Raw genomic sequence first — 7,792 nt, 5'->3', positions numbered from 1 at the left:
TGTCAGGCCCGAATGAAGGACACGAAAAGGGCCCGACACCAATCTGACGTACGTTATATCTCATTGCAAAAAAAAACTCACGATTACCCAAAAGAATAGCATGACTTGATTCACGATTAAAATTTTATTACAGAAAAAGATAGAAAATAGGTTGAGCCATGAAAGAAAAATTCCTCATAATAGCATTATTTTTTTCGTTTTCCCATCTTAAAGCTCAAGACACTTTAAACTACGGATTAGTAGATGCTTTTAGGATAGACAAGAAATTCTCAACTGAAGTGTTGAATTATTTGATAATTAAAGGGGAATTAACAAAATCTGAGGTTGATGAACGAATGTTAAATATATTTCAAAATGTTTATGTAATTGATATTTTTAATCCAGATAACCTTAATCAAAACGGAATCTATAGATTTGGTCGAATTTCAAGCCATGGAGATGTTTATCTCCTGATTAAATCTGATAACCAAATAGAAATAATTAATGATTTCAACTATGAAGCAATTCAAAAAAAGGTTGAAAATTTTCTCCAACTAGAATCAAACGAATTTGATGATTATACAATAAAAAAATATCGAGAAGCATTGAATAAATGGTTTGAAAACAAAAGTTATTGAATAAACAACGAGATATAACATCACCTTGGATCCAGCGGGCGGTTCCGAGTAAATATGAAAATCAGTATCTTTAAAAAGTTAGAAGTAAGCTTGAAGAGTACGGCTCCGAATGCCCGCCGTCTCCAAGCTGAATCACGACGTTATGCTCAATTTTCCCAAAAAATGAAAGTATTTAAAACATTTACTCTTTTATGGATAGCCCTTTCCTCGTGCGTGGGTGAAACCAATTCAGTTAACCTTAAAGACTATTATACCTCCAAAGAAATCTTAGAGTTGCAAAAGCTAATTCAATTTGTGGATAAGGAAATAACACATAATTGTGGCGATGCAAAACTGGCTTGCTATAATAAATTTTTCAACCAATTTGAAAATCTAGAGGCAAGTGCAGAATTAAAACTACCAATATCCCAAAAGGGTGAATTGCAGCTACTAAAAAATATAGACTCTAATATTTTCAAAGACATATGGAAAATCTGCGAATATGAAAGATCTTATAAAAAGGATAGTACAGTTACCTTTCAGAGCATTTGCCTCAATCCTAAAGGAAGATTTGCGAAGTTTCTGATCGACCTGACAGACGAACATGAAAAGCTAAAAGATTATGGAAAGGCTTTCGAAATTATGGGTGACTATACTCCCGCAATGAATGGCATAGTAATAAAATGTCATGATTGGTTTAATATAGATTCACAGGATGAATTACTTCTTATGACCATCCATTTATTGACCTTAAATTATCCTGAAAAAATAGAATAAAAACTGAGCATAACATCACCTTGGATCCCGTTGGGCACTATTATGAAAACACACATTACCATATTGCTTTTGTTTTTTAGTATTGAAGGTTTTGGACAACTGTCTTATGAATACAAGAAGTTTTCCAGAAACCAAGATTTCTATATTTGCTCTGTACCGTATTCAAATCAAGAATATGATACTCTAGGACAAACACAAATTTTTGATTCCAGTGACAAATTAATCTGGAAGGTTAATAGATATTTTGCGGGCGAAACGGTTTTCTTAAGTGATAATGGTAAAAAGCTTGTGTTTATCGAGCCTTTTTCTGACAGAGACAATTCTCCTCTAAGAATTTATTCCCAAAATGGAATTTTAAAAGCATACGGAACAGAAGAACTTGTGGACACATCAGAAGGGTCATGCAAGTACAATTGGGTTTATAGCACATTCTATCTAGGAAAACCAAATTATGATTCAGCAGTCAATATTTTGATTTTCGATGAATACCTTCCAAATGAAGTTGAGAAGCGCATGGAGTCAGACTATATTTTTTTGATGGGAGAAGAATTAAATATTGTGACCTGTGAAAATGTAATACTTGTTATCAATTTAGGAGTTGGAAGAATTACCAATAGGATAAATGATGCATACTCCTATTTCACTAAAACTAAGGTTAATAACGGAAGAGTGAAATTTGAAAAATATCCCACCAAGTTTGAACTAGAATATGGTATTCCAGAACTCAGTAGCGGGGAGGCGTTTGAAATAGCACTTGCAAAATACCTTAACATGAAATCATATATCCCCGATGGTTCTCCGAATAGAAACGATGGTTTTGGGTTCGAATTGAAATTGCTAATTGATAAGAATGGAAAAGCGGAAATTTTAGAAATAGACCTAGAAAGTGAATCAAATAAAAATAGGATTATTGACTTTATAGAGAGTGCTGACTTCGAAACAAAGTACATTCCTGAGAATATTGAAAAGGCTTATTTTACTGACAGGATATTCTTAAAGAAAAAATAACAGTGCCCAACATCACCTTGGATCCAGCGGGCGGTGCCGAGTAACTATGAAAATCAGTATCTTTTAGAAGTTAGGAGTAGGCTGGAAGATAACGGCTCCGAATGCCCGCCGTCTCCAAGCTGAATCACGTTGGCAGTAATTTTAAGACGACACCTTAATGAGGAAAATTTACGGTAAACTAACACAAGAATTATCAAGACATACCACTCCTAAGACTGTCGGTATTGATGCAGGCTTCCCTATAGCTACCTATCGTGACCTTGTAGAACAAATTGCGAAACTTTCATTTTTAAATAAGGATTATTTACTGTTTTTTAGGGGACAGAAAAATGATTATAAAAATAAAGTCAATTCGTCAACCTTTTATCCTACTATTTACAGAGAGGAATATTTAACCCAACCTGAACTGGACTATAGATTTGATAAACTACAAAGTGCGAGTAAGATATTGGTTGAGTTATTTAAGCAAAATAAAATTGAAGGACATACAGAGTTTCAAAGAAAGAAGCTAATACAATGGAGTTTACTTCAACATTATGAGGTAACAGAGACACCACTTCTTGATATTACCCAATCACTTCGAGTTGCTTGTTCATTCAGTATGCTTGGAAATACTGAAGATACAGCATTTATTTATGTCTTTGGACTTCCTTATTATACGAATAGAATTTCCGTTAATTCTGAACACGATTTAATTAATATACGTCTGCTAAGTATTTGTCCTCCACAAGCCTTAAGACCCTATTTTCAAGAGGGCTACCTCGTTGGAACCGATGATATAACAAATGAGTATGTAAACAAAGCAGAATTAGACCTTAATACAAGACTTATTGCAAAATTTGAAATTCCAAATACTGAAAAATTTTGGGGTAAGGAGTTTGATAAAATTCCTGATACAGCCTTATATCCCCAAAACGACACAATAGAAGCTATATGCAGAGAAATCGGACAAGAATTAGTCAGTGATATTGCACCTTTAAATCTAGGTGAGTTTTTGAAACTTTGGACAGAATTCGAACAAGTGATTTTAAGAGATGCTCGTAAATTTAAAAGAGAAGTTCATAATACTAGAGATGCGATGCTAACATTAATGAAATATAAAGAAGAAAAATATGGTTTATTGAAAGAGTTTGATTATTTAAGAACTTTTAGAAATAAATTAGTTCATAATCCCACAGGTATTTCAAATGAAGAATTAAGGAAAATGACTATGAATCTCAAACAAGTTAAGAACCAATATTAAAATATTATGGACTATCATATACTAATACCATTAATTCCCTTTATCCTCGGAATAATTCTAAAAACAATACTTGATTTTAATCTAGCTTTTTTTGTTGTAAAACGTTGTCATTGGCTACCTGTGAGATGGTTATTCCGCACAAAACCAGAAACAATTTCAGGACAATGGACTCAACTGTGGGAAAATGAGATTTCAGACAAATATCAAGATAAAGCTGGTCGACAAAGTGCTTTAATACTAAAACAATTTGGCAAATACATATACGGCGAATTCAGAGCCAATAATGATGAAGAATATTATGTTTTTGGTGAAATCATTGGCAGAAACATAATTGGTAAATGGGGTGATAGAAAAAATGAACTTGGCTATTATGGTGCATATGAATTGAGAATTATTGACACCAATAATATTGAAGGTATATGGCTAGGGCATTCAAACCCCCAACCTAACATCATAAATCATAACAAATGGACTTGGAAAAGATAGAAAAACGACTGCCAACAAGGGTTTTGCGTCAGGCGGGCTGACGTACAAACTCGGAGCTTTGTGCTTCTAATGAACTTTAATGATAAATTGAAACTTTGTGCTCCGAAACCCGCCCGAACGCAAAGCCTCGGCACGTTGGCGGTCATTTCCCCTACTTTAAAAAGTTGATTTCGTAAGCTAACGTAAGAGAGCATCATGGCAAGATTTTATGTAAATTAATAGCCTCTCAGCAAGGCCGATTTTAGAAATGTTGCGTTACAGCACGGGCGTCATTCTGGTTGGGATGCTTGCGATGATTTCAGTGGCGGATTTGTCTTTAAAAAGTCAGATACCCCGTTCAGAATATTTTCTAGCCAAAAGCACATCCCCTGAGAGACCTATCTATTCTTAATCTTATGGAACAGGAATCTATCTCCATGGAAGTCGTCAATCCGCAGGCTGCGGGAATTGATGTCGGCAGTCGCTCCCACTGGGTAGCAGTAGGTCAAACCGAGCATGATGTTCGGGAATTTGGGGTATTCAACCAAGATTTGTACGCCATGGCAGACTGGTTGAAGGAAAAGAATGTAAAAACCATAGCAATGGAAAGTACTGGGACATATTGGCAAAACCTCTATTCAGTCTTACTTTCAAAAGGATTCCATCTGATATTATGTAATGGTAAGTTCACCAAAAACATCAAAGGAAAAAAGACCGATGTTTTGGACTGTCAGTGGATTCAAAAGCTACATACATTGGGATTACTTACCGGAAGTTTTTTGCCTGATGGACAGACAGAGGAGTTAAGAACTTATTGTAGACACAATTCAAATTTACTTCATTCAGCTGCTTCAGCATCAAAGAAAATGCAGAAATATCTAAGGCTATTAAACTTCCGATTGGATGTAGTTGTAAATGATATTTGTGGACTTACAGGACTGCTGATTATCAGAGCCATCTGCAATGGAGAAACAGATCCCAAGAAGTTGGCTTCACTCCGACATGGGAATTGCAGAAAGAGTGAGGAAGAGATAGCAGCTGCCTTACAGAGTAATGGAAGGAAGGATTACCTTTTTGCCCTAAAACAGGAGCTGGATACTTATGATCATCTTCGAATGAAAATTGAGGATTGTGATAAAGAGATAGAGAAAAAGCTGAATGAAATCATTGATTCGGATGATAATAAGCGAGAACACTACCTCGAATCAAAACCCCATAAAAGAGTCAATAAGAACACTCCAAAAGACATTGATCTAAATCTAAAAGCGTATCAGATGTTCGAGGGAACAGATCTTTTGGCAATTGAAGGGATGAGTTTTTCCACGGTGCTGGCCCTGATGAGCGAAGTGGGCTTAGAGGGTATCAGAAAGTTTAAAACAGCCAAGCAATTTACCTCTTGGCTTAGACTAGCACCCAACAACAAGGTAAGTGGTGGAAAGGTGCTATCCAGCAAAGTGCCCAAAGGAAGTAATCGACTCAAAATCGCTCTTAGGAATGCCGCCAATGCGATTGGAAATCTCAAAGAGTCAACACCACTCAGAGACTTTTTCCAACGAATCAGCTTTCGTAAAGGCAGGGTATCAGCCATCAGTGCTACAGCACGTAAACTGGCGGTTATCATTTGGAATATGGTAATCAAGGGAGTCCCCTATATCAACCCCGAAGGATATCTCTTCCTTGACCAGAAAAGAAAGCTAGGTTTGGTGAAAAGGATTAAAAAACAAATCGATAAATTCGGACTCACTAATGAAGACCTAGGCCTCGAAATTAGCCAAATTTGAAGGCTTTTTTAAACGTTAGTCAGAATTGTAACAGGATACCCAAACAAGACACGAAATATTAGACAATGGCAGAACTTGACACAAGAATGAATTTAAAAACTATCATTGACTACAATGAAGTTTATGGTGAGACAAAGGACGTTTCCTTTGCTGACACCTTGATTAAAGACATTCCATCTGTAACCCTATTGAATTACATTTCGGGATTCAATATAAAATTGTATCTGAACGAAGTAAGCACAGATGCATACAACATTCAAATACAGTTACTAAATAATTTGATTGTAAAAGCAGGAGAACCGACAATAGAAATTTTCAAAAAAGTATTTCAAAAGCACCTTGACCAACAACAGTGGCCCATTGTTTTTTGGCAATATTCAAACTTGCTATTCTATGAATTAATTTTCAGAAATTACAATACAAATCCAACCAGAGACCTCACAAGTGACGAAGCAAAAAAAGTTCTTGATGCTTATTTAATATTGAATAGTATTACTAGCGCAAGATTTAAAATTACAACTAAAGAAGTTCAAGAAGCAGCAGCAAAAGAGGAAACCGAGAGTATTCTACTTCCAAACTTTATTTATCAGAAAGATTACACCTCAACAACTGACTTTTCAAATCAAATTACAAGGAGTATAAAAATATTTGAATATCTTGAACAATCAGATAAATTCAAAGATTTTGTTCAAGACTATTACAAGCACTTAAGGGTAAAAGACTATAAAGATTTAATATACAATATACTTACTATTTTCACTCAAGTTGGTATAGGCGAACATATAACAGAACGGAAACAAATTATTCCATTAGGCAATTTGCTCCCGCTAATAAATATTGACTATATAAATAGTTTATCAATCAACGACACAATCTCAACTTACAGCCCTGACAATAGTTTCAGAACATTACGCAATAAAATGTTATATCATTTTGATAAATACATTTACTTTCTTCTTGACATTAATTTTCTCATTGACCAATTATATAAAGCACAAATTTTTTCATTCAAAAAATTTATAGAAAACAAAGGCTATCAGGGTAACTTTCTCTCTGTAAAAGGTAAAGAGTTTATGGAAGACATTTATTTCCGACTTATTATGGAAAAATGCTTTCCTAACTTTATCAGAAAATCAGGCGATGACGCAAAGAAAAATGATGGCAATGAGATTTGTGATTATTATTTGCGTAAAGGGGACAACATTATTCTAATAGAATTTAAAGACATTCTACTTAGTGCAGACTTGAAAGAAAAATCAGACAAAGAATTATTATACTCTGAATTTGAAAAGAAGTTTTTTGAAAATCAGAAGAAAGACCCGAAGGGGATACAACAACTTTATAATGCTGTAAAATATATTGAAAATAACGCACTTTTTTTTGACGAAATAACAGAAGAAGCAACACTAAATATTTATCCCATAGTAGTTTATACAGACTTATCCTTTGGGTACGAAGGGATAAACAAAATTCTCAAAAAGAAATTTAGCGAAATGTTAAGTTCCGAAACTTTTACAAAGACAAAAGTAAAAGACGTGACATTTATTAATCTTAGCTACTTTGAAATACATGAAGATTATTTAAATCAAGAGTTCATTGAACTTTTTAAATTCATTGAGGAATATCATCAACACACCCAAAAAGAGCAATATAGAACGACACCATTTGAGGTTTATAGTAGATTTTATTTGAAAGAAAATATAAAAACAAAATTAGGGAATCCCTCATTTATGTTAGAAGTTTTAAAACAAATAATTCCCCCAGAGTCTCACGATGCAATTGTTGACTAAATAGAAAACAAAAAACAGCAAAATACGGCACGACAAAAATGAAACAAGTGACATTAACCAAAAGAAAACAACGAACCGCCAATCGAGGTACTGTCTTAAATAGCAAGTGATTTTTGAAGATTTTTTCTTAAA

At 34.3% G+C, this 7,792-nt stretch carries 7 protein-coding genes; all 7 read left to right on the top strand.

Annotated elements, in window-relative coordinates:
* Positions 1-158: 158 nt before the first annotated feature.
* The 7 genes from FQ608_RS26940 to FQ608_RS26910 all read left to right on the top strand — a co-directional run bounded on the left by FQ608_RS26940 (position 159) and on the right by FQ608_RS26910 (position 7,660).
* The gene (locus FQ608_RS26940; RefSeq protein ID WP_158861620.1) at positions 159-617 is read left to right on the top strand and encodes a hypothetical protein; all 459 of its coding nucleotides are present in this window, start codon (positions 159-161) and stop codon (positions 615-617) included.
* Between the two features lie 54 nt (positions 618-671).
* Positions 672-1,373 (top strand): hypothetical protein, encoded by a 702-nt coding sequence (locus FQ608_RS26935; protein WP_158861619.1) that lies wholly within the window; start codon positions 672-674, stop codon positions 1,371-1,373.
* Positions 1,374-1,415: 42 nt separating this feature from the next.
* On the top strand, positions 1,416-2,381 hold the full coding sequence (locus FQ608_RS26930; RefSeq protein WP_158861618.1) for a hypothetical protein: 966 nt from the start codon (positions 1,416-1,418) through the stop codon (positions 2,379-2,381).
* Positions 2,382-2,538: 157 nt separating this feature from the next.
* A complete protein-coding gene (locus FQ608_RS26925; protein ID WP_158861617.1) occupies positions 2,539-3,624 on the top strand; it encodes an FRG domain-containing protein in 1,086 nt (361 codons plus the stop codon).
* A gap of 6 nt (positions 3,625-3,630) precedes the next feature.
* On the top strand, positions 3,631-4,110 hold the full coding sequence (locus FQ608_RS26920; RefSeq protein ID WP_158861616.1) for a hypothetical protein: 480 nt from the start codon (positions 3,631-3,633) through the stop codon (positions 4,108-4,110).
* Between the two features lie 395 nt (positions 4,111-4,505).
* Positions 4,506-5,870, top strand: a complete 1,365-nt coding sequence (locus tag FQ608_RS26915) for an IS110 family RNA-guided transposase (protein ID WP_158861615.1) — start codon at positions 4,506-4,508, stop codon at positions 5,868-5,870.
* Between the two features lie 65 nt (positions 5,871-5,935).
* Positions 5,936-7,660 (top strand): hypothetical protein, encoded by a 1,725-nt coding sequence (locus tag FQ608_RS26910; RefSeq protein WP_158861614.1) that lies wholly within the window; start codon positions 5,936-5,938, stop codon positions 7,658-7,660.
* The last annotated feature ends 132 nt before the right edge of the window (positions 7,661-7,792 follow it).

It is taken from the genome of Lunatibacter salilacus (assembly GCF_009797935.1).
GTDB lineage: Bacteria > Bacteroidota > Bacteroidia > Cytophagales > Cyclobacteriaceae > Lunatibacter > Lunatibacter salilacus.
This window is presented reverse-complemented; position numbering and strand designations above follow the sequence as displayed.

Excerpts from the sequence above, each read along its gene's own strand:
- FQ608_RS26915 (WP_158861615.1), top strand. The coding sequence starts at position 4,506 with ATGGAACAGGAATCTATCTCCATGGAAGTCGTCAATCCGCAGGCTGCG.
- FQ608_RS26920 (WP_158861616.1), top strand. The coding sequence starts at position 3,631 with ATGGACTATCATATACTAATACCATTAATTCCCTTTATCCTCGGAATA.
- FQ608_RS26940 (WP_158861620.1), top strand. The coding sequence starts at position 159 with ATGAAAGAAAAATTCCTCATAATAGCATTATTTTTTTCGTTTTCCCAT.
- FQ608_RS26935 (WP_158861619.1), top strand. The coding sequence starts at position 672 with ATGAAAATCAGTATCTTTAAAAAGTTAGAAGTAAGCTTGAAGAGTACG.
- FQ608_RS26930 (WP_158861618.1), top strand. The coding sequence starts at position 1,416 with ATGAAAACACACATTACCATATTGCTTTTGTTTTTTAGTATTGAAGGT.
- FQ608_RS26925 (WP_158861617.1), top strand. The coding sequence starts at position 2,539 with ATGAGGAAAATTTACGGTAAACTAACACAAGAATTATCAAGACATACC.
- FQ608_RS26910 (WP_158861614.1), top strand. The coding sequence starts at position 5,936 with ATGGCAGAACTTGACACAAGAATGAATTTAAAAACTATCATTGACTAC.